This is a genomic window from Rhizobium sp. TH135, from assembly GCF_002855515.1.
Classification (GTDB): Bacteria; Pseudomonadota; Alphaproteobacteria; order Rhizobiales; family Rhizobiaceae; genus Allorhizobium.
Genome location: NZ_PKRP01000001.1, coordinates 206,235 through 232,955, shown reverse-complemented (window position 1 = coordinate 232,955; position 26,721 = coordinate 206,235). Strand labels below are relative to the sequence as shown.

At 62.0% G+C, this 26,721-nt stretch carries 29 protein-coding genes; 10 read left to right on the top strand and 19 right to left on the bottom strand.

Features of this window, described 5'->3' with window-relative positions; all coding sequences use genetic code 11:
- The first annotated feature begins 111 nt into the window (after positions 1-111).
- Positions 112-1,392: a peptide antibiotic transporter SbmA gene (gene sbmA, locus C0V73_RS01165; protein WP_102018167.1), complete on the top strand. Its 1,281-nt coding sequence runs from the start codon at positions 112-114 to the stop codon at positions 1,390-1,392.
- A 78-nt stretch (positions 1,393-1,470) separates the two neighbouring features.
- Here sbmA and C0V73_RS23005 read toward each other — a convergent pair whose 3' ends face one another.
- Both C0V73_RS23005 and C0V73_RS01160 read right to left on the bottom strand, forming a co-directional pair.
- A complete protein-coding gene (locus C0V73_RS23005; protein ID WP_172449956.1) occupies positions 1,471-1,626 on the bottom strand; it encodes a hypothetical protein in 156 nt (51 codons plus the stop codon).
- Positions 1,627-1,692: 66 nt separating this feature from the next.
- Entirely contained in the window at positions 1,693-2,712 is a 1,020-nt protein-coding gene (locus C0V73_RS01160; protein WP_102018166.1) for a polysaccharide deacetylase family protein, read from the bottom strand.
- Positions 2,713-2,841: 129 nt separating this feature from the next.
- Here C0V73_RS01160 and C0V73_RS01155 point away from each other — a divergent pair, with 129 nt between their 5' ends.
- From C0V73_RS01155 to der, 3 genes are all read left to right on the top strand, one after another.
- Entirely contained in the window at positions 2,842-3,420 is a 579-nt protein-coding gene (locus C0V73_RS01155; protein WP_102018165.1) for an NnrU family protein, read from the top strand.
- 108 nt (positions 3,421-3,528) lie between these two features.
- On the top strand, positions 3,529-4,200 hold the full coding sequence (locus C0V73_RS01150) for a tetratricopeptide repeat protein (RefSeq protein ID WP_102018164.1): 672 nt from the start codon (positions 3,529-3,531) through the stop codon (positions 4,198-4,200).
- A 36-nt stretch (positions 4,201-4,236) separates the two neighbouring features.
- Positions 4,237-5,664: a ribosome biogenesis GTPase Der gene (der, locus tag C0V73_RS01145; RefSeq protein WP_102018163.1), complete on the top strand. Its 1,428-nt coding sequence runs from the start codon at positions 4,237-4,239 to the stop codon at positions 5,662-5,664.
- A gap of 10 nt (positions 5,665-5,674) precedes the next feature.
- On the opposite strand, the gene C0V73_RS01140 is transcribed toward der, so the two are convergent.
- Positions 5,675-6,769, bottom strand: coding sequence for a glycosyltransferase family 1 protein (locus C0V73_RS01140; RefSeq protein WP_102018885.1), 1,095 nt, complete (start codon positions 6,767-6,769; stop codon positions 5,675-5,677).
- Between the two features lie 192 nt (positions 6,770-6,961).
- Here C0V73_RS01140 and C0V73_RS01135 point away from each other — a divergent pair, with 192 nt between their 5' ends.
- Together C0V73_RS01135 and aac(6') are read left to right on the top strand one after the other, a co-directional pair.
- Positions 6,962-8,620, top strand: a complete 1,659-nt coding sequence (locus C0V73_RS01135; RefSeq protein ID WP_102018162.1) for an alpha-glucosidase family protein — start codon at positions 6,962-6,964, stop codon at positions 8,618-8,620.
- Between the two features lie 4 nt (positions 8,621-8,624).
- A complete protein-coding gene (aac(6'), locus tag C0V73_RS01130) occupies positions 8,625-9,077 on the top strand; it encodes an aminoglycoside 6'-N-acetyltransferase (RefSeq protein WP_102018161.1) in 453 nt (150 codons plus the stop codon).
- 1 nt (position 9,078) lies between these two features.
- On the opposite strand, the gene C0V73_RS01125 is transcribed toward aac(6'), so the two are convergent.
- The 8 genes from C0V73_RS01125 to C0V73_RS01090 form a co-directional block, all read right to left on the bottom strand.
- Complete coding sequence (locus tag C0V73_RS01125) at positions 9,079-9,867, bottom strand: potassium channel family protein (protein ID WP_102018160.1); 789 nt, start codon at positions 9,865-9,867, stop codon at positions 9,079-9,081.
- A gap of 168 nt (positions 9,868-10,035) precedes the next feature.
- Complete coding sequence (gene ade / locus C0V73_RS01120) at positions 10,036-11,730, bottom strand: adenine deaminase (protein WP_102018159.1); 1,695 nt, start codon at positions 11,728-11,730, stop codon at positions 10,036-10,038.
- Positions 11,731-11,813: 83 nt separating this feature from the next.
- Complete coding sequence (locus C0V73_RS01115; RefSeq protein WP_102018158.1) at positions 11,814-12,230, bottom strand: carboxymuconolactone decarboxylase family protein; 417 nt, start codon at positions 12,228-12,230, stop codon at positions 11,814-11,816.
- A 14-nt stretch (positions 12,231-12,244) separates the two neighbouring features.
- On the bottom strand, positions 12,245-13,057 hold the full coding sequence (locus C0V73_RS01110; protein ID WP_102018157.1) for a cyclase family protein: 813 nt from the start codon (positions 13,055-13,057) through the stop codon (positions 12,245-12,247).
- Positions 13,058-13,195: 138 nt separating this feature from the next.
- Positions 13,196-13,639 carry a methyltransferase domain-containing protein gene (locus tag C0V73_RS01105; RefSeq protein ID WP_102018156.1) on the bottom strand — a complete coding sequence of 148 codons (444 nt, stop codon included), beginning with the start codon at positions 13,637-13,639 and terminating at the stop codon, positions 13,196-13,198.
- A 10-nt stretch (positions 13,640-13,649) separates the two neighbouring features.
- Positions 13,650-14,519 (bottom strand): aldose 1-epimerase family protein, encoded by an 870-nt coding sequence (locus C0V73_RS01100; protein ID WP_102018155.1) that lies wholly within the window; start codon positions 14,517-14,519, stop codon positions 13,650-13,652.
- A 100-nt stretch (positions 14,520-14,619) separates the two neighbouring features.
- Complete coding sequence (locus C0V73_RS01095) at positions 14,620-14,988, bottom strand: hypothetical protein (protein WP_102018154.1); 369 nt, start codon at positions 14,986-14,988, stop codon at positions 14,620-14,622.
- A 209-nt stretch (positions 14,989-15,197) separates the two neighbouring features.
- Positions 15,198-15,599 (bottom strand): rhodanese-like domain-containing protein, encoded by a 402-nt coding sequence (locus C0V73_RS01090; protein WP_102018884.1) that lies wholly within the window; start codon positions 15,597-15,599, stop codon positions 15,198-15,200.
- Positions 15,600-15,729: 130 nt separating this feature from the next.
- Between C0V73_RS01090 and C0V73_RS01085 the strand changes: the two genes are divergently transcribed.
- Entirely contained in the window at positions 15,730-16,143 is a 414-nt protein-coding gene (locus C0V73_RS01085) for a DCC1-like thiol-disulfide oxidoreductase family protein (protein ID WP_102018153.1), read from the top strand.
- A gap of 42 nt (positions 16,144-16,185) precedes the next feature.
- Complete coding sequence (locus C0V73_RS01080; protein WP_102018152.1) at positions 16,186-16,863, top strand: SDR family oxidoreductase; 678 nt, start codon at positions 16,186-16,188, stop codon at positions 16,861-16,863.
- Between the two features lie 203 nt (positions 16,864-17,066).
- Here the strand turns inward: C0V73_RS01080 and C0V73_RS01075 are convergent, their stop codons facing one another.
- The 8 genes from C0V73_RS01075 to C0V73_RS01040 all read right to left on the bottom strand — a co-directional run bounded on the left by C0V73_RS01075 (position 17,067) and on the right by C0V73_RS01040 (position 24,740).
- A complete protein-coding gene (locus C0V73_RS01075) occupies positions 17,067-18,173 on the bottom strand; it encodes a branched-chain amino acid ABC transporter substrate-binding protein (protein ID WP_102018151.1) in 1,107 nt (368 codons plus the stop codon).
- A 179-nt stretch (positions 18,174-18,352) separates the two neighbouring features.
- On the bottom strand, positions 18,353-18,622 hold the full coding sequence (locus C0V73_RS01070) for a hypothetical protein (RefSeq protein ID WP_102018150.1): 270 nt from the start codon (positions 18,620-18,622) through the stop codon (positions 18,353-18,355).
- Positions 18,623-18,876: 254 nt separating this feature from the next.
- Positions 18,877-20,205 carry an aspartate aminotransferase family protein gene (locus C0V73_RS01065; RefSeq protein WP_102018883.1) on the bottom strand — a complete coding sequence of 443 codons (1,329 nt, stop codon included), beginning with the start codon at positions 20,203-20,205 and terminating at the stop codon, positions 18,877-18,879.
- 349 nt (positions 20,206-20,554) lie between these two features.
- Positions 20,555-20,872, bottom strand: a complete 318-nt coding sequence (locus C0V73_RS01060) for a metalloregulator ArsR/SmtB family transcription factor (protein WP_102018149.1) — start codon at positions 20,870-20,872, stop codon at positions 20,555-20,557.
- A gap of 133 nt (positions 20,873-21,005) precedes the next feature.
- Positions 21,006-21,734, bottom strand: a complete 729-nt coding sequence (locus C0V73_RS01055; protein ID WP_102018882.1) for a pyridoxamine 5'-phosphate oxidase family protein — start codon at positions 21,732-21,734, stop codon at positions 21,006-21,008.
- Between the two features lie 45 nt (positions 21,735-21,779).
- Complete coding sequence (gene choV / locus C0V73_RS01050) at positions 21,780-22,823, bottom strand: choline ABC transporter ATP-binding protein (protein WP_102018148.1); 1,044 nt, start codon at positions 22,821-22,823, stop codon at positions 21,780-21,782.
- Positions 22,820-23,689 carry a choline ABC transporter permease subunit gene (gene choW / locus C0V73_RS01045; RefSeq protein ID WP_102018147.1) on the bottom strand — a complete coding sequence of 290 codons (870 nt, stop codon included), beginning with the start codon at positions 23,687-23,689 and terminating at the stop codon, positions 22,820-22,822. The genes choV and choW overlap by 4 nt, the downstream gene beginning before the upstream one ends.
- 94 nt (positions 23,690-23,783) lie before the next feature.
- Positions 23,784-24,740, bottom strand: a complete 957-nt coding sequence (locus C0V73_RS01040) for a choline ABC transporter substrate-binding protein (RefSeq protein ID WP_102018146.1) — start codon at positions 24,738-24,740, stop codon at positions 23,784-23,786.
- 254 nt (positions 24,741-24,994) lie between these two features.
- Between C0V73_RS01040 and C0V73_RS01035 the strand changes: the two genes are divergently transcribed.
- A complete protein-coding gene (locus tag C0V73_RS01035; RefSeq protein WP_102018145.1) occupies positions 24,995-25,381 on the top strand; it encodes a cytochrome c family protein in 387 nt (128 codons plus the stop codon).
- Positions 25,382-25,585: 204 nt separating this feature from the next.
- Entirely contained in the window at positions 25,586-26,674 is a 1,089-nt protein-coding gene (locus tag C0V73_RS01030; RefSeq protein ID WP_102018144.1) for a hypothetical protein, read from the top strand.
- The last annotated feature ends 47 nt before the right edge of the window (positions 26,675-26,721 follow it).

The window sequence follows — 26,721 nt, the reverse complement described above, 5'->3', positions numbered from 1 at the left end:
TTTTCGCGGGGGTAATTCTGCCACAATTTGGCGATGCCATTGCTGGATGGAACCTTCTGTCCTAGGTTCCGCCAGGTTCTACAGGACTTCTCCTTCACGAAGGTTTCCCCCGTGTTTCATTCCTTCTTCCCGCGGCCCAAGCTCTTCTTCACCTCCGCCGCGCTCTGGACCCTCGTCTGCATCATCGTCTGGTATACCGTGGGTCCGCAGATCGGTGCTGCCCTCGGCATGCCGCCGCTGGCTGAAGGGCAGACGCCGCCAGTCGGGCTTGCCTTCTTCTTCACGCCCGACAATCTTTGGTTCTACCTCTACTTCACGATCTTCGTGCTGATCTTCGGAGGCGTCTGGCAGGTGATCGCCAAGGATCATCCCTGGACCAACTGGTCGATCTGGGGCTCGGCCTTCATCATCTTCATCGCCTATTTCAGCGTGCAGATTTCAGTGGCGGTCAACAACTGGCGTGGCCCCTTCTTCGACCTCTTCCAGAAGGCTCTGAACGGGGATGGCACGGTGACCGCTGGCCAGCTCTACGAGCTGCAGCTGCGCTTCCTCGAAATCGGCATGGTCGGCGTCACCCTCTCGGTGCTGACTGCCTTCTTCACCAACCACTACGTCTTCCGCTGGCGCAATGCGATGAACGACTTCTACATGTCGAAGTGGGACAAGCTTCGCCATATCGAAGGTGCTTCGCAGCGTGTGCAGGAAGACACGATGCGCTTTGCCAATATCCTCGAAGGCCTCGGCGTTGCGCTGATCAACTCGGTGATGACGCTGGTCGTCTTCCTGCCGATCCTGTTCCGCATGTCGGAAAATGTCAGCGAGTTGCCGATCATCGGGGCCGTACCGCATGCGCTGTTCTGGCTGGCGATCTTCTGGTCCGCCTTCGGCACCATCCTGCTGATGGTCGCCGGCATCAAGCTGCCGGGGCTGCAGTTCCGCAACCAGCGTGTCGAGGCCGCCTTCCGTAAGGAACTCGTCTACGGCGAAGACAATGCGGATCGTGCAGAGCCGGTCACCGTGCGGGAGCTCTTCTCGAACGTTCGCCGCAACTATTTCCGCATGTACTGGCACTACACCTACTTCAACGTCGCCCGGTACACCTATGGCCAGCTCGACGCGATCTTCCTGACCTTCATCCTGATCCCGACGATCGTTGCCGGCAAGATCACCATGGGCCTCTGGCAGCAGATCGCCACCGCCTTCGGCCAGGTCACGGACAGCTTCCAATATCTCGTCAGCTACTGGTCGACCATCATCGAGCTTCTGTCGATCCACAAGCGTCTTGCTGCCTTCGAGGCTGCGATCGATGGCGAGCCGCTGCCGGCGATTGACCAGCGTTATCTGGAGCGTGAAGCTGCCGAAGGAGAGATTGCTGCCGACCGTCCGTACTGAGGACTACAGGCTGCAACAAGAAATGAGGCCGCGCCGGGAAACCAGCGCGGCCTTTCTCATTGATCTCTGGCGGTGTCTTCAGGCGAGATCAGTGACGATCAGCCCCGACAAGCCAACGCTGACCGGCATCGCCGCGTAGGCCTCCGGCTGGGTGAAGAGCGACAGGCCGATTGCAACGGCGCCGATGGTTGCGGCGATCACGCAGGCGCAGGCGAGGAGGAAAAGGATCTTCATGGATTACCTCGAGGTTTTGTCCGTCCATATCGGGTGTCGCGACTTCCAAGTAAATGCGTCATGCGATCACATCGCGCCGGGCGTTCCGGCAGATGCATCAGCTCGGTCTTCCAGCATGTCGAGCGCTTCCGAATAGGTGACGCAGGCGACATCGGGGCGGGGGCAGACTTCCGCCACCAGCCGCTCCATTGCTGCCCAATAGGCGCCGCCGTTCATGGTGACGAAGTGCAGGCCGATCTGCAGAGGGATGCGGTCGCCGTTGTATTGTGCCTCGAAGGCTGACTTGAATGCCTTGTAGCTGCGCTCGGCGAATTCATCGCCCTTCGACGGATGGTCGATGCCGGCCGAATGGCGGATGAAGAGATTGTAGTCCATGGCGATGATGCGTCGTGCCTTCGGCCCCTCCGGGATCAGCGGCAGGCCGAAGCGGGCAAGTCCGCCTTTTCTCACCGGCAGGGCCGGGTCATGGGTCACCACGCTCGCATCGTAGCGGAAGCCATGCTCGCGCTCCGCCTGGAACAGGCTGTCGGGGGCGGAAAGATAGGGCGCACGAAAGCCTGTGATGTCGTTCTTGACGAAGTTCGCCCAGTCTCTCGGCTCGCGATCGCTAAGGCCATTGTCCTTCCAGGCGTTCAGGAGGACCCGATCAAAGGTCTGAAATTCCGTCAGCCACTCGGCCTTCGTCCAGTCCTTGCCGTCGAAGTGGCCACAGGTGTGGCTGGCGATTTCGTGCCCTTCGTTTCTGGCGTTCCAGATGTGGTCGAGCCTGACCGCCACCTCATTGGCATCCGTTGCAAAACCGATATTCGAGCGACCGGCCTTAATGCCCGGCGCCTTGTAGTCACCGGCGCGGGCACGCGGGATCAGGGTGGTGCAGGATAGGAAATAGGTGAAATGCGCGTCTGCACGCTCGGCAATGGCGCGGCTTCGCGCCCAAAGCCTCACATCATGCGCACCATCGAAGGAGATCATCAGGATCTGGCTCGGCTTTGTGCCGTCAGCGCCTTTTGCCGCAGGGGCGGGCTGTTGTGCGATCGCAGTCGTGGCGCAAAGGGCAAGGGAAACGGCAATCAAAGAACGAAACATCAGCAAACACCCGGCAATCAATTCGGTGTGTTGCCTCCCATCCAAATGCGGCGAAGCTTTGAACAGGCTGGATATTCGAACGTCAGACCAGTAAGGCTTTGGGCAACTCGACCCGAAAGGTTCTCACTCATGACACTTCTCATTCTCGGCATCATCCTGTTTCTGGCCACCCATCTGATCCGCGTCGTCGCGCCCGGTTTTCGGGTCTCGATGATCGGTCGCTTCGGCGAGACCGGCTGGCGGGTCATCAATTCGGTGATGAGCCTTGTGTCGCTGGTGGTCCTGATCTGGGGCTATGCGACAGCACCCGTCATCAATCTCTGGTTCCCGCCGATGGGCATGAACCATCTGACGACGACGCTGATGCTGTTTGCCATGATCTGTCTGGTCGCCGGCTTCCTGCCGGCCGGGCATATCGCCACCAAGACCAAGCATCCGATCGTGCTGTCGATCAAGATCTGGGCTGCCGCCCATCTGCTCGCCAATGGCGACCTCGCCTCGGTTCTGCTGTTCGTGGCGCTTCTGGCCTGGGGTGTGGTCCTGCGCATCAGCTACAAGCGCCGTGTGCGGGCGGGCGAGCTTGTGCTCAAGCCCTTCGTGTCGGCACGCTGGGATGCGATTGCGGTGATCGGCGGTATCGTCGTTTGGGCCGTCATCACCATGTGGCTGCACAAACTGTTGATCGGGGTTGCACCACTTGCCATGTGACGGCTTAAGCCTGTTGGCGGTTTTCCCCTTACAAGCGGGCAAAAATCGGCTAGAAGGCCGCTCACGCATGAGACTGCATCGAAAGGCCGGCATTGTCCGGGGATATGAATGGTTGATCAGAACGACAGCTTTATCCGCGAAGTGAACGAGGAGCTCCGCTCCGACCAGGTGCGCAATGCCTGGAAGCGCTACAGCCGCATCATCATAGGTGCTGCCGTGGTCATCGTCCTCGGCACGGCTGGCCATCGCCTCTGGACCCATTGGGACTCCACCCAGGCCTCGGATGCCGGCGACAAGTTCCTTGCAGCGCTGACGCTGGCCGATCAGGGCAAGCGCGATGAGGCGGAAGCCGCGTTGCAGGCGCTCGAACAGGACGGCTACGGCGCCTATGGCATTCTCGCCCGGTTCCGTGCCGCCTCGGTTCTCGCCGAAAAGGGTGATCCGGCTGGTGCCGTTGCCTCGTTCAAGACGATCGGCGATGATGCCTCGATCCCGGAAGCCGTGCGCAACACAGCCAAGGTGCGCGCCGCATGGCTGCTGGTTGATACCGGCACCTATGAGGAAGTTTCTGCCATGGTCGAGGCCATGGCGACGCCGACCAATGCCATGCGCCATGCTGCCCGCGAAGCGCTCGGTCTCGCCGCCTACAAGGCCGGCGACATGGCCCGCGCCCGTGAGTGGTTCGAGCAGATCGTCGAAGACGCGGAAGCACCGCGCAATGTTGCCAACCGTGCCCAGATGCTGCTCGACAACATCAAGGCCTCCGGCAAGGCTCCGTAACAACAAGGCCATCAAGGCCGGAAAGCTAGCGTTCCCATGAGTTTCAAAGTCGCCATCGTCGGGCGCCCGAATGTCGGCAAGTCCACGCTTTTCAACCGTCTGGTCGGAAAGAAGCTGGCGCTCGTCGACGATACCCCGGGGGTTACCCGCGACCGTCGGCCGGGCGATGCCAAGCTCGTGGACCTGCGCTTCACCATCATCGATACGGCCGGTCTCGAAGAGGCAGGGCCGGAGACGTTGCAAGGCCGCATGCGCGCCCAGACGGAGATGGCGATCGACGAGGCGGATCTGACGCTCTTCGTTGTCGATGCCAAGTTCGGCCTGACGCCCGTCGATCAGACCCTTGCCGAAATGCTGCGCCGTCGTGGCCGGCCCGTGGTGCTGGTCGCCAACAAGTCGGAAGCACGCGGCTCGGATGCCGGCTTCTACGATGCCTATACGCTGGGTCTTGGCGAGCCGGTGCCGATCTCGGCTGAACACGGCCAGGGCATGATCGATCTGCGCGACGCGATCGTCGAGGCCATCGGCGAGGATCGCGCCTTCCCTGAGGAAGAGGACGTTGCCGAGACGGATGTCCTGCTTCCTGAGGACAGCGACCTCGAAGGCGAGGAAGACGAGGCCGAACCGGAATATGACGAGACCAAGCCGCTGCGTGTTGCGATCGTCGGTCGCCCGAATGCCGGCAAGTCGACGCTGATCAACCGTTTCCTTGGCGAAGACCGTCTGCTGACCGGCCCGGAGGCCGGCATCACGCGCGATTCGATCTCCGTCGAGTGGGACTGGCGCGGCCGCACCATCAAGATGTTCGACACCGCCGGCATGCGCAAGAAGGCGCGCGTGCAGGAGAAGCTCGAAAAGCTCTCTGTCGCCGATGCGCTGCGCGCCATCCGCTTTGCCGAAACGGTGGTCATCGTCTTCGATGCGACGATCCCGTTCGAAAAGCAGGATCTACAGATTGTCGACCTCTGCCTGCGCGAAGGCCGCGCTGCGGTGCTTGCCTTCAACAAGTGGGATCTGGTCGACGATCCGCAGGCCTTGTTGACGGAACTGCGCGAGAAGACCGAACGGCTGCTGCCGCAGGCACGCGGTATTCGCGCTGTGCCGATGTCGGGCCAGACGGGCTATGGGCTGGAAAAGCTCATGCAGAACATTATCGACACCGACAAGGTGTGGAACAAGCGCATCTCGACCGCCAAGCTCAATCGCTGGCTCGATGCGGTCACGACCCAGCATCCGCCACCGGCCGTGTCGGGCCGTCGCCTGAAGCTGAAATATATGACGCAGGTCAAGGCCCGCCCGCCGGCCTTCATGATTTCCTGCACTCGCCCCGATGCGCTGCCCGAAAGCTATGTGCGTTATCTGACCAATGGTCTGCGCGCCGATTTCGACATGCCGGGCGTGCCGATCCGCATCCATTTCAAGGCAGGCGAAAACCCGTTCGAGGGTCGCAAGAGACGCCGCTGATTTCAGCGGCTCATTCGGTGGCAGGACGTCCGTGGGCGTCCAGCTCTGCCGGGCGAGTTCCGAAGCGCTGCCGCAGGCCCCGCTTGCGGCGCTGCTCCTTGGCTTCCACGACATTGTCGAAGAACTGCTCGGTCGCCGCTTCCCAGGAATAGGTTTCTGCAAGCCTGCGGGCGGACGCCGGCGATGCCTGAAGCGCTGCGATGCAGGCGATCTGCAGGTCGTGATCGAGTGCTCCGGCATTGGAGCCTGCCGGAATGATGTCGATCGGGCCGGTCACAGGATAGCCGGCGACGGGAACGCCCGAGGCCAGCGCTTCCAGGATCGTGTTGCCGAAGGTGTCCGTCTTTGACGGGAAGACGAAGACATCGGCTTCTGCATAGGCGCGGGCGAGGTCCTCGCCATGCTTCACACCGGTGAACAGCACATCCGGATAGCGCGCCTGAAGGTCGGCACGGGCCGGGCCATCCCCGACCACCACTTTTGATCCGGGAAGATCAAGATCGAGAAAGGCCGGCAGGTTCTTTTCGACCGCCACACGGCCGACCGTCATGAAGATCGGGCGGGCAAGGCCGAAGGGTTTTTCCGATTTTTCGCGCGGGTGGAAATGGGCGGTGTCGATGCCGCGGCTCCAGAGGCAGAGATTGTTTATGCCACGCGCTGAAAGCTCCCGGCGCAGGCTCTCGGTCGCCACCATGCAGGCGCCGCCGCGATTGTGGAACCAGCGGACAAATGCATAGAGCCAGGAGAGCGGTACGGGCAGGCGGGCAGCCACATATTCCGGAAAGCGCGTGTGATAGGTCGTGGAGAAGGGGCGCTTGTTGCGGATGCACCAGTGGCGCGCCATCAGGCCGAGCGGGCCTTCTGTCGCGATATGCACATAGTCCGGCTGTTGGGCTTCGATCATGCGGCCGATGCGGCCGGGCGAGGCCAGCGACAGCCGGATCTCCGGATAGGTGGGCATCGGAATGCTGCGGAAGGGCTCGGGCGTGATCATCGAGACCTCGACACCCAGCTTCTTCAGCTCGCGATTGGTGGTCTCTATGGATCGGACGACCCCGTTCACCTGCGGGTGCCAGGCATCGGTCACGATGGTCAGTCTCGGCATGGCGCGTCCGCCCTCATCCGAACGGCCGCCGGAGCGGCGATTCTGCTTCACAAGCTCTGCACGCCTTATCGGAGCGGAACATTACAGCTTGATGTCAGTCCGGGGACGGCGCCCGTTTGACATTGCCGGCACAAGTCGGTTGCCTAGGGGCTGACGCCCATCGAGATCGATTCCCGCCGAAGGACCCGCCCCATGACCAAAGCTCCCGCCAAGGCCGCCCACGCAGCAACCGCCGACTGGTGGCGGGGCGCCGTGATCTACCAGGTCTATCCGCGCTCCTTCCAGGATACGGATGGCGACGGCATCGGCGACATCAAGGGCATCATCCAGCGGCTGCCTTACATCGCAGCGCTTGGGGTGGACGCGATCTGGCTTTCGCCCTTCTTCACCTCGCCGCAGGCCGATATGGGCTATGACGTCTCGGACTATTGCGATGTCGACCCGATGTTCGGCTCGCTTGCCGATTTTGATGCGATGATGGCGGAGGCCAAGCGTCTCGGCCTCAAGGTGATCATCGACCAGGTGATCTCGCACACCTCGGATCAACATCCGTGGTTCAAGGAGAGCCGGGCGAGCCGCGACAATGCCAAGGCCGACTGGTTTGTCTGGGCTGCCGCCAAGCCCGATGGTACGGCGCCGAACAACTGGCTCTCCGTCTTCGGTGGCCCCGCCTGGGAGTGGGACGGGGTGCGCAAGCAGTATTACATGCACAACTTCCTCGCCTCGCAGCCGGATCTCAACTTCCACAATCGCGAGGTTCAGGACGCCGTGCTCGATGCCGTGAAGTTCTGGCTCGACCGCGGCGTCGACGGCTTCCGTCTCGATACGGTCAACTACTATTTCCACGACAAGGAGCTGCGGGACAATCCGCCCCATGCGCCCGACAGCGACGATGCCGGCCTCGATGCGCCCGACGTCAATCCTTACGGCATGCAGAGCCATCTCTTCGACAAGACACAGCCGGAGAATATCGAGTTTCTCAAGCGTTTCCGTGCACTGCTTGACCAGTATCCGGATCGCACGACGGTGGGCGAAGTCGGTGACGGAGCCCGCTCGCTGAAGACGGTGGCAGCCTATACGTCCGGCGGCGACAAGCTGCACATGTGCTACACCTTCGACCTGCTTGGGCCGGACTTCACGCCGAGCCATATCCGCCATTGCGTCGAGAGTTTTCAAAAACAGGTGAAGGACGGCTGGGTCTGCTGGGCCTTCTCCAACCATGATGTGACGCGGCATGTGAGCCGCTTCGTGCAGCAGCCGCAGGAACGCGAAGCCGTTGCCCGGCTGGCGATCTCGGTGCTCTCGACCCTGCGCGGCTCGATCTGCCTCTATCAGGGCGAGGAACTGGGCTTGCCAGAGGCGGAGCTTTCCTTCGAGGATCTGCGCGACCCCTATGGCATTCGCTTCTGGCCAGCCTTCAAGGGTCGCGACGGGTGCCGCACACCAATGGTCTGGGACAAGAGCAAGGACCAAGCCGGCTTCTCGACGGCGAAGCCCTGGCTGCCGGTGTCGGCTGAGCATCAGGCGCTGGCCGTGGATGCGCAGGAAGCCGATGCGGCTTCGGTGCTTGCCCACTACCGGGCGACACTTGCCTTCCGCAAGGCGCATCCGGCCCTTGCTGACGGCGACATGGAGTTCCTGGCGACCAATGAGGACGTGCTGGCCTTCACCCGTTCCAAGGGTGAGGAGCGGCTGCTTTTCGTCTTCAATCTCCGCCGCGGCCCGCAGGAGATCTCGGTTCCGGCAGGGCTGAAGGTCAAGGAAAGCATCGTGATGCCGGGTCTTTTCGGACGGAAGGTGGAGAGCGAAATCCATCTCGGGCCGCTCGACGGCTTCTGCGCGCGGCTGTGACGCGATGACGGCGCTGGCTGCGAGGGTTGCAACGGCGGACGATCTCGGCGCTTGGGCGGGGCTGCGCCACCAACTCTGGCCCCATCTGTCGCTGGAAGCGCACGAGGCAGAGATCGTCGACGCGCTGTCGCTGCCTGAGAGGCTCATCGCCTTCTTGTGTATGTCACCCGATGGGACTGCGGTCGGGCTTGCGGAGGCGAGTGTCCGCTCCGACTATGTCAATGGCTGCGAAACCTCGCCGGTCGCCTTTCTCGAAGGCATCGTGGTCGATCCCGCAATGCGGCGGCGGGGCGTCGCAGCTCTGCTGGTCGCTGCCGTCAGCGACTGGGCTCGTAGCAAGGGCCTGAGCGAACTCGCTTCCGATGCTGAACTGCACAATACCGCCTCCCATGCCATGCATGGTGCTCTCGGTTTCGAGGAGACGCAGCGCGTGGTCTATTTCCGCAAAGCGCTCTGAGTTAAAGCCCGTCGTCGGGGATGTTGAGAGTGTGGCCACAGGCCTTGCAGTGGACGGCATCCGCGTCATGCCGCTGCAAGCCGCATTCGGGGCAGGGGAAGCTCACCTTGTAGGGCCGGACGATCGCCTGGGCGAGCCGCACGAAGAGTGAGATGCCGATGATCATCGTCACGATCGAGGTGAGCTTGCCGGCCGTGCCCGGCAGCGTGATGTCGCCGAAGCCCGTCGTGGTGACCGTGGCAACGGTGAAATAGAGCGCATCGATGAACCCGGTGCCGGCATCTTCGGCATAGAAGAAGAAGGTGTAGACGAAGCCCGTCACCAGGAAGAGAAAAACGAAGAGGTTAATGAAGGCGGTGACGACATCCGTCTGCTCTTTCAGGCCGAGCCGGTTCAGCATCAGCTTGAAGACCGGGCGCTGCGCCACCGCCCAGATGCGCGCAACGCGCAGGAAGGCGAAGTTGAACAGGAGATGCGGGAAGAGCAGCGTGCCGAGCACGAAGAGGTCGACCCAGGTCATCGGTCGCGTCAGAAATCCGCGCGTGGTGCGCGACGCGCCCCACTGGGCCAGCATCTCGACCGCAATCCATGCGGCGATGGCGTAATCCAGAATGAGATAGCTCGGCCGATCTCGGATGTACGGTCCCGCGAGAAAGAAGCCGATGATCGAGAGATCGATCACCATCAGCGCGAACTGGAAACGGATGGCGGGGGTGTCGCGGCCGTAGTAGAGCCGCGCCAGATGCTGGCGGATCGTTTTGGATGGAGTGCTTTCAGTCTGGGATGCCATAGAGCCTCGTCAGTCGTGGTGGCGGCATTGCGGGATGACCAGTGTCTGGTCCTCGTCCTTGCCGACAACGGCTTAGACGATCCGGTGTTCCTGGGTGATGCGGCAGGACTACATGCCCTTGAGCGTGTCTTTTAATGGCTCCGTCTTGCCGATGCCCGCTGCCAATCCTCACCCGATCAGGCAGAACTTGTCCACGTCGACCATGCCCTTGTCGGAAATCTTCAAGTGCGGGATGACCGGCAGAGGCAGGAAGGCGACTTGCAGGAAGGGTTCTTCGAGAGTCGTTCCAAGGGCATAGGCCGCTTTTCTCAAGTGATGCAGCGTGTCGCGCACGCTTTCATAGGGTTCGAGGCTCATCAGGCCGGCGACGGGCAGCGGGATCTCGCCGGTGACCTTGCCGTCTTCGACCACGACGAAACCGCCCTTGATCTCGCCGAGCCGGTTGGCGGCGAGAGCCATGTCCTCTTCGGAGACGCCGACGACGCAGATGTTGTGGCTGTCGTGGCCGACGGTCGAGGCGATCGCACCCTTCTTCAGGCCGAAACCCTGGACGAAGCCGTTGGCGTGGTTGCCGTTCTTGCCGTGCCGCTCGATGACGGCGACCTTGATCACGTCGTTGGCGAGATCGACGGAGGTCTGGTTCCCGGAGGTCGGCAGGCGGTAGCGACGATGCTCGGTGATGATCTTGCCGGGCATGACGCCGATCACGGGCGTTTCGCCTTCGGCAACCGGCACGCCGAAATCGGCAGCCTTCACGATGCGCGCCTTGACGCTGTCGAGGCCGACGGGGGCGATCGGCTTGCGGGTGGCGAAGAGGGCGTCGGTCACGCGACGGCCGGCAGAGAAGACCATCTCGGCCTTGCAGTTTTCCAGGCTGTCGATGACGACGAGATCCGCCCGCCAGCCGGGGGCGACGAGGCCGCGATCTCTCAGCCCGAAGGCGCGGGCGGCCGAGATCGAGGCGGCGCGATAGACGGCGAGCGGCTCGACGCCGTTCCGGATCGCTTCGCGGATCAGATAGTCGAGATGGCCCTGTTCGGCGATGTCGAGCGGGTTGCGGTCATCGGTGCAGAGCGCCAGGAAGGGCGAGAGCCGCTCGGTCAGGATCGGCATCAGCGCATGCAGGTCCTTCGACACCGAGCCTTCGCGTACCAGGATGTGCATGCCCTTGCGGATCTTCTCCATCGCTTCCGCGGCCGTTGTGCATTCATGCTCGGTGCGGATGCGGGCGGAGAGATAGCCGTTCAGATCCCGGCCCGACAGAAGCGGCGAATGGCCGTCGATATGGCCGTCCTGGAAGGCCTCGAGCTTCGCCATACAGATCGGATCCTTGTAGATCACGCCCGGAAAATTCATGAATTCGGCAAGGCCGATGACCTTGGGATGGTTGCGGAAGGGCAGCAACCGCTCGATCGGCAGATCCGCACCCGAGGTTTCCAGATGCGTCGCCGGCACGCAGGAGGACAGCTGAACACGAATGTCCATGATCGTTTCCTCGGCACTGTCGAGGAAGAACTGGATGCCTTCGGTGCCGAGCACATTGGCGATCTCGTGCGGATCGCAGATCACGGTCGTGACCCCATAGGGCAGCACGCAGCGGTCGAATTCATGGGGCGTGACCAGCGAACTCTCGATATGCAGATGGGTGTCGATGAAGCCGGGCACGACGATCTTGCCGGTGATGTCGATGACCTCGCGGCCCTCGTAATTCTCCACGGTGCCGATAATCGTTTCGCCACAGATCGCGATGTCGGAAGCCACAAGCTCGCCGGTGACCAGATCGAAGAAGCGCCCACCTTTCAGCACGATATCCGCCGGCTCGCGGCCGGTCCCCTGATCGATGCGGCGTTCGAGGTCGGTCATGCAGCGTCTCCGATTCTGTTGTTCCGAGCGTATTCTATCGATTGGCGGAGCCGAAGGGAAACGGAGTGAAATGATCGTGTGCGCTACTGCCCTTTCGCCTGCACCTCTGCCTCGAAGCGTTCATCGACAGGCACACCGAGTGCCATCGCCAGCGCATTGGTGCGGCTCGCCATGGCGACGACCTGCAAGAGCTCGGCATGCATCTCGGGCGTCATGCCCTTCGCCTTGGCGGAGGCGGTGTGGGAGTGGACGCAGTAGGCGCAGCCGTTCGTCGCCGAGACCGCGATGTAGATCAGCTCCTTCACCAGCGGATCGAGGGCTCCTGGCGCCATCACCGTCTGCAGCCGGTTCCAGACGGAGTTCAGCTCGTCTGGATCATGGGCGAGCGCTCGCCAGAAGTTGTTGACGTAATTCGTGCCGCGTTTCTTGCGGATGTCGTCGAAGACGGCAAGCGCTTCCGCGCTCGCCTCCTCATCGTTCAACAGGGGAAGAACTGCCATCGTAACGCCCGCCCTCAGACCAGCGCCAGGATGCGGGCAGGCCCGCCGGTGCCGCGCTTGTGCTTGGGTGCGCCGACGATGATCGTCGCGCCCGTGACCGGCAGCTCCTCCAGGTTGTTGAGGCATTCGATGCCGTAGCGACCGCCCGGCAGCCAGCTGTTGTGTACGGCGAAATCGGCCGAATTGCCGGGGTCGAGCGAGAGGCTGTCCACGCCGATCGCCGCGACGTCGAGGGTCGCCAGCAGGTCTGTCGCTGACTTGGCAAAGCCCGGGAAGGCGAACTTGCCTTCGCCGTCATTGCGGAAGGAGGGATCGGTCACCTTCTTTGCCCAGCCGGAGCGCAGCGCCACAACAGCGCCCTTCGGGATCTCGCCATTGGCGCTGATCCAGGCTTCGACATCGGCAGCCTCAACCGTCGCGTTCGCGTCGTCTTTGGCGCGATCGGTGATGTCGATGATGGCGAGCGGCGCGACCAGTTGCTGCGGTTCGATCTGGTCGACGCTCTTGCCATCGGCGCTGAAGTGGAAGGGCGCGTCGATATGCGTGCCCGTATGTTCGAAGATCGTCAGCTTGTGCAGCTGATAGCCGTTGCCGGCAAATTCCACGGCCCATTCGTACTCAATGCCCGGTTTGCCGTCGAAGGTCGGGAAGGTCTCGTCATAGGCGTGGGTCAGGTCGACCACCTTGCTCGCGCTTTGTTGCGCCAGCACCGGCTTGGCCATACCGCCGGCGGCCACGGCTGCGCCCGCAAACGCCATGCCCTTGAACAGCGAGCGCCGCGACAGCATGTTCTGCTTCACATTCTCGATCACGCAATGATTGCACATGTTTCTACCCTCTCCACGTGGACATCCACCTGAGGAGAGTAGCCGAAGGGCAGGTATCGGCAAGGGGCGCACTTGGCGGGCTTCCTAGTCGGCGGAGAATTGTTTTCTATCAAAGTGGTAGAGTATGTTTTGGCATGGTTATCCACCGGCCATGTCGAGCGTTACTTCACGCAGCGGATTGCCGCCGTCGATGAGGAGCAACGCCTTTGAGGTAAGCGCCGCGCGAACACGTGGTAGTGCCAGCCGGCCGGCCTCGGGGTGGCGCCCATCGAAAGCTCCGACACGGATGGCGATGGCGAGATCGAATGGGGCTTCATCATCCGCAAGCGTGAAGTGCTCGGCTTCGGACTGCCGGAAGGCAAGGGCGGTGGGATAAGGCGCCTGCGGGACAGATGCGGTCGCCATGGCGATCGCGCTCGCCGACCGGTCGATGCCAAGCACGAAGGCCTCGCCTTGCATGCGCTCGACGAGGAGCCTTGCGAGTACGCCTGGCCCGCAGCCGATTTCCAGCACGCGCATGCCGGGATGAAGCGGCAGGGCCTCCGCAATCTCAGTCAGACGCCTGGATGCCTTGACCGGCATGGCCCTTTCCTTATCCCTTGACTTCCACGTTGAAGCCGAAGCGCATGGTGTCGCCAGCCGGCAGCGCCACCGTATAGGGCCGCTCCACCAGCTCTGCCGTGCCGCCGGCATGCGCCGCCATCCCGTGCCAGGGCTCGACGCAGAGGAAGGGCGCGCCGGGCTTCTGCCAGAGCGCGATATTGGGCAGGTTCTCGAATGTGAAATGGAGCGAGGGGCCGCCGTCTGCACCGAAGGTGAGCGCGTTGCCGGCGCCTTCCGGGAAGATCAGCGCGTCGTTGTCGAACAGGTTGTGGGCGAGCTCCAGTCGTCCCACCTTGAAGGGTGAGGTGGGCAGCGTCTCGCCGATCAGGCCGGCTTCGAGCTGGATGACGCCGGGTTCGGCGCCGTTGTCGAGGGTAACGTGGTGAGCCTTGCCGTCTGCGCCGGGCAACGGCCAGAGGAAGGCCGGGTGGAAGCCAAGGCCGAAGGGCAGCAGATTGTCGCCGGTGTTTTCCACCGCGGCCGTTACCGAGAGGCGGCTTTGGTCGAGGCGATGCTCCAGCGTCAGGCGGAAGTCGAAGGGATAGACCTCGCGGGTCTCGTCGGTGGAGACCAGTTCGTGACGGCATAAGGCTGTCGTTTGCTCGACGATTGCAAATTCGCGCCGGCGGGCAATGCCGTGCTGGGCCATCGGATAGGTCGTGCCGTTGATTGCCAATCGGTCCCCCGGTGCCTTGCCGACGATCGGAAAGAGGATCGGCGAGCGACCCGTCCACCATGTGGTATTACCATTCCATAGCCAGTCGCGGCCATCCGCCGTCTTCAGCGACTGCATCTCGGCGCCCAGCGTCGAGACTTCGACGGCAAGCTCTGCGTTGGCGATGCGAATCGTCTGGGGCATGGGTCATCCTCGTCTGTTTGCGGCAGTCTAGAGTGATTGCCGGCAAAGTGCGACGCAGATGTGTCGAGGTGCAGGTTCACCGCGCATGCGGATGGCCGCTTCAGACGATCAGGGTGCGGTCGCCGAAGGGTGTGTCCTCGTCAAAGTTCTGGGTGCCGATGCGCTCGCTTTCGCCCGAGAGGCGTGGTTCTTCAGCGCCGCTTTCAGCTGTCTCATCCGTGCCTGAGGTCTCCACGCTTGGATCCGATGGTGGTCCGTGCATGTTGCCGGCTTGCTCGTCGTCGAGCGTGCCGTGCTCCGCCTTCTCCTCCAACATCGTCCTGCGTCGCTCCTCGATGTCGTGGTTGATCTGCGACTGGCGCGCTGCGACCCAGGCATTGTCGGCGTCCGAGCCTATGTTCAGGGTGTGACTGACGTCTGTCGGGGAGGTGGCGTCACTGCGGGAAATGCGGCTGATCCGTTCGACCATGAATGTCTCCTGACGAGACCGGTCCGGGGTCCGGTGTCGACGACTTGATGTCATCGACACGGCACCGGCGGACTGTTGCACTTCATCGACCTCACCGGGTGGGCATCATGCTCAGCGGTTGAAGTCGTGCGACTGTCACAGCTTACATGGGGTGTTTTCCCCTGGGTTCAAGCGATTGCCGCCGGGACCGCCCGCCGGAGGGGTAATGCTCACCCCTTCGCCTTCACCACTACCGGTTCCACATGCAGCCCTTGATCCCGCCAGGCGGTGAAGCCGCCTTCGAGATGGCAGACATTTTCAAGCCCCATCTCCAGGGCGGTTTTCGTGGCGAGTGCCGAGCGCCAGCCGCTGGCGCAGTAGAAGAGGAAGAGCTTGTCTTCGGCGAAAACAGGCTTGTGATAGGGGCTTTCCGGATCGATCCAGAATTCCAGCATACCGCGCGGGCAGGAAAAGGCCTCTGCGATCGTGCCTTCCCGCTCTCGCTCGCGTGGGTCGCGCAGATCGACGAAGACGACATTATCGCGGCCGTGCAGGCGGGCGGCCTCGGTTATATCCACCGCCTCGACCATCGCCTCGGCTTCCGCCAGCAAGTCCTTGTAACCCTTCTTCATCATCGATCCTCGCTTCGGCTCTGCAAGCTTCTCCATCCTATTCCTTCAATTCGGTCTGTCACGACCTGCCTTGGTCGAAAGGACGCTTTGTCCCATTGAAGCGATGGGTCCGAAAGCCTAGCTTTAAACCATGGACGCCAAGCCCGACACCGCCGGCCCGATCATTCTTTTTGACGCCGAATGCATCCTCTGCTCGGCCAATGCGCAATTCGTTCTGTTAAACGACCGCAAGAAGCGCTTTCGTCTCGCATCGATGCAGGGTGAGGTTGGCTCTGCCCTCTATCGCCGCTTCGGCATCGATCCCACCAATCCGGACAGCATCATCGTGGTTGATGGCGAGCATATGCTGCGCGACAGCGATGCGGTTCTCTCGATCTATGGCGGCCTCGGCTGGCCATGGAAGGCGCTCACCGTCTTCCGGCTGATACCGCGTGCAATCCGCGATCCGCTCTATCTGCTGATCGCGCGCAATCGTTACCGGATTTTCGGCAGGCGCGAGAGCTGCTGGTTGCCCGCGCCGGAATATCGCGATCGGCTGCTGTAGGGCTTGGCTGAAACTTTCCCCGTCCGCCGCCGTTGAGGGCTCATGAAACACGCAATCGTCACAGGTGGCGCCGGCCTCATCGGCGCAGAACTCTGCACCGCCCTTCAGATGGCCGATTACGAGGTCGCTTGCTTCGATATCCGGCAGGCGCCGGCTGGCATACGCTCTTTTCTCTGCGATGTCTCGGACGAGGCCGCCGTTGCAGCAGGGTTCGCCGAACTCGGCTGGGAGAGCCTCGATCTTCTCGTCAACAATGCCGGCATCGCCAGCCCCGATTTCGGGCCGATCACCGATCTCTCGCTGGACCAGTGGCGGATGGTGACCGACAGTCACCTGACCGCCGCATTTCTGATGACACGCGCTGCCGTGCCGCTGATGGGCGAGGGGGCCTCGATCGTCAACGTGCTCTCCACCCGTGCCTTCATGTCGGAAAAGAACACGGAAGCCTATGCGGCGTCGAAAGGCGGTCTCTTCGGGTTGACTCATGCGCTCGCTGTCAGTCTCGGCCCGAAGATCCGGGTGAACGGCATTGCGCCCGGCTGGATCACCCGCGATACGGATCTCAGACCGGAAGACCACGCCCAGCACCCGGTCGGCCGCGTCGGCAGGCCTGAGGATGTCGCCAAGGCCGTGCTCTATCTGGCGAGCGCAGGCTTCGTGACCGGAGAGGTGCTGACGCTTGATGGCGGCATGTCGCGGAAGATGATCTATGCGGAGTGAATGGCGCCGTGGTGTCCCCTCATCCTGAGGTGCCTGCGTAGCAGGCCTCGAAGGATCTAGGCCCAGGCCCCGCCACCGGCCCTCGTCCTTCGAGGGTCACTTTGCTCCCACCTCAGGATGAGGGCTGATCATCCAAACCTTCCGCACAAACAAAAAAGGCGACCCTTGTGGGCCGCCTTTTGCATTTCAGCGATTGCCAAGCCTTACTCAGCCGAAACCGTCTTGCCGGCTTCCCACTTGTAGACGGCGAAGCTCTGCGAGGTCAGATCGCCGGTTTCGCCATAGGTCAGCTTGCCGATGGCGGTCGGGATTTCCGAGCCGTCCTTGAGAGCTGCGGCTACGGCTTCGGCGTCGTCAGTGCTTCCGGCCTTGGTGATGCCGGCGGCGATGACTTCGACGGCGGCATAGGTGTTCAGCGTGAAGGCTTCTGCCGGGATGTTCTTGGCGGCGAGCGCGTCGACGGCGGCCTTGCTGTCGGCATTCTTCAGGGCGTCGGCCGCATTGGTAAAGATCGTGCCTTCGGCAGCGTCGCCACCGATCGTGACGTATTCGTTGTTTGAAAGGCCGTCACCGGCGATCAGCTGGGCAGAAAGACCTGCATCCTTCATTTGGCGGACCATGAGGCCGGCTTCCGGGTGGTAGCCACCGAAATAGATGACTTCGACGCCTTCCGACTTCAGACGGGTGATGAGCGCGCCGAAATCCTTTTCGCCGGCGGTCAGCGAATCCTTGAAGACTTCGGTGACGCCACCGGCGTTCAGGGCTGCCTTGAAGGCATCGGCGAGACCCTTGCCGTACTGGCCCTTGTCGTCGAGGATCGCGATCTTCTTGTCCTTGTAAGCGCCCAGCACGAACTTGGCGGCAACATCGGCCTGCTGGTCGTCGCGGCCACAGGTGCGCAGAACCGTCGTCAGGCCACGGGCAGTGAGATCAGGTGCGGTTGCGGTCGGGGTGACCATCAACACGCCGTTTTCGGCGAGAACGCTGGAGGCGGGGACGGCGACGCCCGAGGTGACTGGGCCGACGACGAAGCGCACGCCTTCACCGACGAGCTGGTTAGCAGCGGAAACGCCCTGCTTCGGTTCGCCGGCGTCATCGGCGATCTTCAGGCTTACCTGTTCGCCGTTGATGCCACCCTTCTTGTTGATTTCTTCAACGGCGGTTTCGGCGCCATTCTTGATCTGCGCGCCGACGGCTGCCAGCGGGCCGGTCAGCGGAGCCATCAGGCCGAGCACGATTTCGGCACGGGCAGCGGGGGCGGTGGCGATCAGTGCTGCAAGCGCCGCACTGGCGAGAAGTTGAAATTTCATGTCCTGCTCCTTGGGTCGGCGCGATCGATCTCAGTCGATTTGAACGCCATTCGGGTTCTTTTGTTGCTCCCCGGCATGGCTTTAGCCAAAAACGAAGGGCAGCAAAAGACCCGATGCTGTGGTGTGCGAAGACGCCACAGCTTTGTAAGAGCGGTTTGATAGATGTTCAGGCGATAAGGTCAGACGGTCAGCACGCGTCCGCCGACGCCGTCTTCCGCCTCGAAGCCTGCCTTGGCAGCAGCGGCATCCTGCTCGCGGCGCAAGGCGAGCTCGGCCATGGCGATCTGCTGCAGTTCGAAGAGATCATTGCTGATCTGGGCGCGGCGGGCAGCGAGACGCGCTTCGTCAGCGCGGGCGGCTGCATGGACTGCCGGTTCGACAGGAGCCGGCGTGGCTGACATTTGGGGGGACGCTTCTTTACCGAACATGCGCTTGAAGAGGTCGACCACGGATTTCCTCCCGGGACCTGATCCGCTTGCGGCCTTCGCGACGTGATGTCGGTGATGACGGTTGCGGATGTGCCTGTGTCGTCGGTCGGGCCTTTCGCGGTCATCTGCGCCAGGATCGAACGTGCGATTCCCTCGACAATAAGCGATGCCTAATCGGTCGACAAGCGAGGCCGGCGCGCATGGTCAGCTTCGCGCAAGCTACGAAAAAAAGGCGGCCGGTGAGGGCCGCCTTTCTCTGTGAGCGGAGGCTCGGTTCAGATGTTGCGCTCGAGCACCTTGCGCAGCTTGTCGAAGAGCTCGTCGATCTGCTCCGTGGTGATGATCAGCGGCGGCGAGAGCGCGATGATGTCGCCGGTGGTGCGGATCAAGAGGCCGTCGTTATAGGCTTCGAGGAAGGCGTTGAAGGCGCGCTTCGTCGGTTCGCCGTCGATCGGCTTCAGCTCGATCGCGCCGATCAGGCCGAGGTTGCGGATGTCGATGACGTTGGGGCAATCGCGCAGGGAATGCAGCTTCTCTTCCCAGTAGGGCGCGATTTCAGCCGCACGGGTCAAGAGGTTCTCGTCGCGATAGGTGTCGAGCGTGCCGAGAGCCGCGGCAGATGCGATCGGGTTGCCGGAATAGGTGTAGCCATGGAAGAACTCGATCATGTGATCGGGGCCCTGCATGAAGGCGTCGTGGATTTCGGCGGTGACAAAGACCGCACCCATCGGAATGACGCCGTTGGTCAGGCCCTTGGCGGTGACCATGATGTCGGGCTTCACGTCGAAATACTGCGAAGCGAACGGTGCGCCGAGGCGGCCGAAACCGGTGATGACTTCATCGAAGATCAACAGGATGCCGTGCTTCGTGCAGATCTCGCGCAGGCGCTGGAGATAACCCTTCGGCGGGATCAGGACGCCGGTGGAGCCGGAGACCGGCTCGACGATGACGGCCGCGATGGTCGAGGCGTCATGCAGGGTGACGATGCGCTCCAGCTCGTCGGCAAGGTCCCCGCCATGCTCGGGCATGCCCTTGGTGAAGGCGTTCTTGGCCGGCAGATGGGTGTGCGGCATGTGGTCGACGCCTGTCAGCAGCGTGCCGAACATCTTGCGGTTGGAGACGATGCCGCCGACCGAGATGCCGCCGAAATTCACGCCGTGATAGCCGCGTTCGCGGCCGATCAGGCGGGTGCGCGAGCCCTGTCCCTTCACGCGCTGATAGGCGAGCGCGACCTTGAGGGCCGTCTCGACCGATTCCGAGCCGGAATTGGTGTACAGCACATGCGCCATGTTGTCGGGGGCTATGTCGATCAGGCGGTTTGCGAGTTCGAAGGCCTTGGGATGGCCGAGCTGGAAGGCCGGGGCGTAATCGAGCTCACCCGCCTGTTCGCGGATCGCTTCGGTGATCAGCGGACGGCAGTGACCGGCGTTCACACACCAGAGGCCGGCAGTGCCGTCGAGCACCTTGCGTCCGTCATGGGTGGTGTAATGCATGTCCTTGGCGCCGACGAAGAGGCGCGGCTCCTTCTTGTACTGGCGGTTCGCAGTGAACGGCATCCAGAAGGCGCGCAGGTCGTTCGGCGTGGAATTCAGGCGGTTAGACATCGTGTTCTCCATGGCCCTTTGGTCGCGGGCGGCCATTCTCCCGGCTGTCGGCGCAGGCGCCGAGATCTGTTGAATGCGCCGTCACGTTAGCAGGGACCAAAGCACGGTCAAGCCATGGCCGGGGCCGCATCAACAAAGGTCATGGATTGCTGAATTCCGGTGATGGGAGGGGAGGCGGGATCGTGCGGCAGGGCCGATACGGCTTCTTCCGCAGGTCACGAAAAAGCCCCGGCGGCGTTTGCCATCCGGGGCTTTGAAAATCGTCGTGCATCAAAGGCTCCACGCGCTGTTGCGAGTGTTCGCCGATCGCTCCCCACCCTCGATCGTCACGCCTTTGGGAGCGCTGTCATCAGGCGGCGGATTTGCTCGCTGCCGGGGGGCAATAGATGCTTTCCAGCGTGGAGAGGATCTTGATCACCGACTCGGAGGTCGAGGAATAGTAGATGGTCTGGGCGTCACGACGCGTCTTGACAAGCTTCTGGGCACGAAGCTTGGACAGATGCTGCGACAGAGCCGACTGGCTCAGGCCCACTTGGGTCGCCAGAACGCCGACAGGAACCTCTCCCTCAACGAGGCTGCAGAGGATCATCAGTCGCTTCGGGTTTGCCATGGCGGAGAGCAAACCGGCTGCGACAGTCGATTGTTCGGACAATGCTTTTGTTTTCATCTCACTTCAACTTTCCTTGGTCGAGTGCCGTGGGGGAGTGGCAGTCGTTGAAAAATCCATGACTTAACTGGAAATCAAACTCTACCAGCATCATCAAAATTGTATATGCCTAAATTTAAGGTACTGCGTATACTCATTTAGGTAACTCTAATAGCAGGTCTTCTGTTTTTGTGATGGGCGTCACAAATTCGTGCCGAATGAGCAAGTCTTTGAAAACAATGTCCAATCCATGCGAATCAATGGCGGAAATGCGCCAGCCACCCTCTGTCGCCCCATAAATTTTCATAGCGATGTGTGATGCGAGATCGGGATGGCGACCCCCTAAATCTCGCAGTCGCGCTTCCTCGTCCCCGAGCAAATCATCGTCCATTTTCGGTATGAAAAAGTCGGCGCTGCTCAAATGGTAGGCACGCCCGAAGCCGCCATTCAGGCTCGCCCGTTCTGGGTTCAATCGGAAGAAGCGGAAGTCCGGAAAATCGATATAGAGCTGCGACTTGGGGTGGCGGGCAAGGAAGCGGGCCCTCAGTCTCGCATGGGTCGGCGAGTCCCGCTCGACGCTTTCGGCCGTGCACTGCAGCGTCAGTCTTGGATGGGCAAGCGGGTCGCCCTTGGCCGGTTCGCCGGTCAACAGCGAAGCGCGCGGATCGGCCAGAAGGGCGGTCGTATGGGCCGACAGGCCGGAGACGAGGATCACGGCTGCGCCGTCAGTGTCCGTGCCCAGCAGGACGCGGCTGACGAAGGGAAAGCCCGTCTCGGGCTCGATCACCCCGATCGCTGCAAAGCGCGCACCGCGCAGCAAAATGCGCGCCTGTCGGCGCGCATCGTCGTCCGTGTCCCTCATAACCTGGGGCTTGTCGTTCATGTCCGTCTCCCGCATGCGTCTGTCTTCGATGCGGGGCCTGGGCCGTCACGCCTTGCGGCGGTGCTTCGTCAGTCCGCTCACCACATCCTGAGCGTCGATGGTGCCGATGACGACGCCATTGTCAACGACGCCGATCGTCCCGGGCTGTCGTGCCAGCGCATCCAGCACGTCGACCAGCGGCGTGCGCGGAGCCGTCGTGCCGGTCACTTGGCCCTGTTCGCCGCTGACGCCGGGGCGCATGACGTCGGAGGCGATCAGCATGTTGATCGGGTTCATGTTCTGAACGAAATCCGCGACATACTGGTTCGTCGGGTTCTGGACGATCTCCTGTGGGGTGCCGCACTGGATGATGCGCCCGCCTTCCATGATGGCGATGCGGTTTCCGATGCGGAAGGCTTCGTCGAGATCGTGGCTGACGAAGAGAATGGTCTTCTTCAGCCGCGCCTGGAATTCGAGCAACTCGTCCTGCAGGCGTGTGCGGATCAGCGGGTCGAGCGCCGAGAAGGGCTCGTCCATCAGAAGGATCGGGGCGCCGGTCGCAAAGGCGCGGGCAAGGCCGACGCGCTGCTGCATGCCGCCCGAGAGCTCGTTGACCCGGCGCTCGGCCCATTTCGACAGGTTGACGAGCTCGAGCTGGGCAGCCACCCGTTCCTTGCGCTCGGGTTCCGGAACGCCTGCGAGCTCGAGGCCGAAGCCGACATTGTCGGCAACCGTCCGCCAGGGCAGGAGGCCGAACTGCTGGAAGACCATGGAGACCGTGTGCATGCGCAGATCGCGCAGGACCTGGGCGGACGCCTTGTAGGGATCGACATAGCCGCTTTCGGTGCGAACGCTGACATTGCCGCGAACCACAGGGGCGAGCGCATTGACGGCGCGCAGGAGCGTCGACTTGCCGGAGCCCGAAAGGCCCATGAGGACGAGGATCTCGCCTTCCTTGACCGCAAGCGATGCCTTGGCCACGCCGAGGACGAGGCCGGTTTCAGCGCCGATCTCATCGCGGGTCTTGCCCTGGTCGACCATATCAAGCGCGCGTTGCGGGTTGTCGCCGAAGACGATGTCGACATTGTCGAAGATGACGGCGTCGGTCATGTGTCTTCTCCGGGAATGCGGAAGATCCGGTCAAGGATGATGGCGAGGATGACGATGCAGAGACCTGCCTCGAAGCCCCGGGCGATGTTGACGGTATTCAATGCACGCACGACCGGCACACCGAGGCCGCTTGCGCCGACCAGTGCCGCGATGACGACCATCGACAGCGAGAGCATGATCGTCTGGGTGAGGCCTGCCATGATCTGCGGCGTGGCAAAGGGCAGCTCAACCTTGCGCAGCACCTGCATCGGTGTTGCCCCGAAGGCGACGGCGGCTTCCACCAGGGAAGGCGGGGTGGAGATGATGCCGAGGCGGGTCAGGCGGATCGGGGCTGCGATCGCAAAGATCACGGTCGCGATCAGGCCAGGCACCATGCCGAGACCGAAGAGGATGAGCGCCGGAATGAGGTAGACGAATGTCGGGATCGTCTGCATCAGATCGAGCACGGGCCGCACGGCTGCATAGAGCCAGGGACGGCGGGCGCAGGCAATGCCGATCGGCACGCCGATGACCATGCAGACCCCTGTCGCGGCGAGCACAAGTGCCAGCGTCTCCATCGTTTCCTTCCAGTAGCCCTGGTTATAGATCAGGAGTAGGCCGAGGAAGGTGAAGACGGTGACGCCGAGAGAGCGGCGCATCACCCAGGCGATCAGCGAGAACACCAGGATCATGAACAGCGGATAGAAGGCTTCCACTGCCGTTCCCTTGAGAAAGGGCGCCTGCAGCACGAAGAGCATGGCGTTGATGGAAGCGCTCAATATGGTCGCGATGAAATCGAATACAAAATCGACATTGGCCGTCAGCCAATCGACGAAACTTTTCGACAAGGGCCCGATGGGCAGCTTGTTGTCGGTCAGAAAATCCATTGAAGTCCCCGATTGGCCACAGGTTTAATGCCTGGGAGGCCGCGCGACCGGATCCCCCTTCCGGTCGCGCGGTTCCACGATCGATGGACAGGGATCAGAGGCCGAGGGCCGTCTTCACCGCTGCGAGGCCGTCGCCGCCATCCTTGGTGGTGACGCCGGCGAGCCAGGGCTCGACAGCAGCCGGATTGGCCTTCAGCCAGTCGCTTGCTGCCACTTCGGCATCTTGGCCGTCATTGAGGATCTTGCCCATGATCTCGTTTTCCATCTGGAGCGAGAACTTGAGGTTGGTGACGAACTTGCCGACATTCGGGCATTCGGTCGTGTAGCCGGCGCGGGTGTTGGTGAAGATGGTCGCGCCACCGAAGTTCGCGCCGAAGACATCGTCGCCGCCGGACAGATAGGTCAGCTTGAAGTTGGCGTTCATCGGATGCGGTTCCCAGCCGAGGAAGACGACCGGCGTGCCATCCTTTTCGGCGCGGGCGACCTGAGCGAGCATGCCCTGTTCGGAGGATTCGACGACTTCGAAGTCGCCGAGCTCGAACTTGTTGCCGTCGATCATGTCGAGGATCAGGCGGTTGCCGTCATTGCCCGGCTCGATGCCGTAGATCTTGCCTTCGAGCGCATCCTTGTTCTTGGCGATGTCCGCGAAGTCCTTGATGCCGAGTTCGGCGCCCTTGGCATTGGTGGCGAGCGTATATTTCGCGCCTTCCAGGTTCGGTCCGAAGATTTCGACCGACTTTTCTTCGCGGTAAGGGGCGATGTCGGCTTCCATGGTCGGCATCCAGTTGCCGAGGAAGACGTCGATGTCCTTGTTCTTCAGCGAAGAATAGGTGACCGGGACGGAGAGGACCGTGGTCGTCGGCTCGTAGCCGAGAGCCTTCAGGATGACGGTGGCAGTGGCGGTGGTCGCCGTGATGTCGGTCCAGCCGACGTCGGAGAAGCGCACGGTCGAGCAGCTCTCGGCTTCCTGGGCGGCGAGAGGCACCGCGCTGATCGCGATCAGCGAAACGGCGGCTACGAGTGTTCGGCGACAAGAGGTACGATACGTCATTTGCAGGCTCCCGGTTTTTTATGATGTTCCCAAGTCAACATTCAATACCGGAGAAATGCAAGGATGCCCGCGCGTTTGCGTCGCAGGAACGGCCCTGTTTGCGACCTGAGGCCCTTTCTGCGCAGGGGGCAGCCGCATTTCAAAAAAAGTTCGGGATCTTGATGGCCGTCAAAGTGTTGGATTGCGTGCCATGCGAATTGGTGATGCGATGAATGCGGCGCCTCCGCGCCCGTTGTTTGGATACAGGAGTTCCGATGAAGACGTCATCTCTGGTTATGCTGCTCGCGCTTGCCGCAGCACCGTTTCCCGCCTTTGCCGATGGTGATCCGGTTGCCGGTGCCAAGGCCTTCAAGGCCTGTCAGGCCTGTCACATCGCGACCGAAGCCAAGAACAAGGTCGGCCCGACGCTGCAGGGCGTCGTCGGTCGCCCGGTCGCTTCGATCGCCGACTACAAGTATTCGCCTGCCATGACCGAGTTCGGTGCCGGCAAGGTCTGGGATGAGGCGCTGCTTTCCGAATATCTGAAGGCGCCCAAGGCCGTCGTGAAAGGCACCAAGATGGCCTATGCCGGCGTCAAGAAGGACGATGATCTCGCCAACATCATCGCCTATCTCAAGGACCCCGCTGCCGGCGGCCAGTGATCTCGACACAACTCCCCGATGCGGCAGCCGTTTCGCGGCTGTCGCATTTCTCTGATAGCGCCTCTTGTGTGGGGGCTGCGACCATCCATATCGGATGAAGGCGATTGCTCCTGTGCGCTGCGATACTTTCCCGCAACGGGAAACGCGCTATGGTGGTAGGCAACGAGTCCGGCGCGCCGCCGGCATGAGGGACAGGGAGACAACATGGCGACTTTGCAATCCTTCGACAGCGAGATCGAGAAGACGCGCAAGATCGTGTCGGAGATGCGCGGCAAGATCGAACAGTCCGGTGTGGTGCTGGATACGCTCGCCAAGAGCGATTCCAAGCTCGTCGGCCAGGACTTCGATATCGAGAATGCCCGGATCTCGGATGTGCTCAACCAGCAGAAGGTGATGGAGGCGAACATCGCTGACCTGATCATCGGGCTGGAAGACGCGACCAATGTCTTCGGTGCCGAGTTCGAAAGCATGAAGAGCCTGACCGGCATGGAAAAATTCATCGGGATCTTTTCCAAGCAGAAGGCGCAGAGCATGCGCACCGAGCGCGTCCGCAACATGTCGCTTGCCGGCAATCTGCAGGAACTGCTCGCCAAGTCCGACAGCATTGTCGGCATTCTCAAGGAACAGAAGACGGTTCTCGAAGAGCGCTACAAGACCTCCGAGGCCAGCCTCGTGCAGGTGATCGAGCGGCGCAAGCAAACGATCGCCAATCTGGAAGAGACCCAGAAGCGCATTGAAACGCTCAATCCGGCGCTGCTCGATATCGAAAACAAGATCGCCGCTTCGACAGACACCTCGGAACGCACGGATCTGGAAGCCGAACGCTCGAAGCTTGCGACCGATTACAATCAGGCGCAGGCCCGCGAGCAGGAGCTTCTTGCCGAGAGCCAGACGCTGGAACGCTACACCTCGATGTTCCAGACCTTCGTCGACAGCTTGAACAACCAGATCGCTGCCCAGAACACGCTGATCAACAAGCTGACGATCGATACTGAGCAGCGCATCGTGCTCTACAAGGCGCTGGAAGATTCGTTGAAGACCGCTGCCCAGCAGGAAGTCGCCCACCGGATCAACACGCTGGGTTCGCAGGTCGATACGGCGGCCGAAGAAACGATGGCCGGCATTGGTGCCGCCGCCCAGCGGCATATCGGCGATCTCTTGGAACTGCACGAGAAGAACATGCTCTCGACGCAGGACATCCAGCGCCGCAAGAAGCTTGCCGACGACGCTTTTGCGCGTCGCTTCCAGTCGGTTCTCGACAAGCACAATGCGGCCAACTACGTGAAGCCTTGATCGTGCCCATGACGTGGACGCGGCCATCAGGCCGCGTGCCGCTCTTG